Origin of the sequence: Adlercreutzia sp. DFI.6.23 (assembly GCF_024462535.1) — a bacterium.
GTDB classification, from domain to species: domain Bacteria; phylum Actinomycetota; class Coriobacteriia; order Coriobacteriales; family Eggerthellaceae; genus Adlercreutzia; species Adlercreutzia rubneri.
Genome location: NZ_JANGBP010000311.1, coordinates 1 through 330, shown reverse-complemented (window position 1 = coordinate 330; position 330 = coordinate 1). Strand labels below are relative to the sequence as shown.

The window sequence follows — 330 nt, the reverse complement described above, 5'->3', positions numbered from 1 at the left end:
AGAAGGAGGGCCTCCCGTGATGGCCAAAGAGGAACTTCCGGAGTGTCCGGTAGCGACGGCGGTGGCGCTCATCAGCGGCAAGTGGAAGCTGCTCATCATTCGCAACTTGCGCAAGCGGCCCTGGCGCTTCAACGAGTTGCGCCGCGACCTTGAAGGCATCTCTCAGAAGGTGCTTACCGACAGCCTGCGCCAGCTGGAGGATGACGGCCTCGTCTTTCGCCACGACTATGGTGAAAACCCTCCCCGCGTTGAGAACGGGCTCACCGAGCTCGGCCGGCAAATGATGCCCGTTATAGACTCGCTCGCAGACTTCGGCGCCTATTACAAGGC

The 330-nt window shown here is 61.2% G+C and carries 1 protein-coding gene; it reads left to right on the top strand.

Annotation, left to right across the window (positions count from 1 at the left end; translation table 11 throughout):
* Positions 1–19: 19 nt before the first annotated feature.
* The coding region (locus NE591_RS13500; protein WP_256156893.1) for a helix-turn-helix domain-containing protein at positions 20–330 on the top strand (311 nt) is incomplete at its 3' end.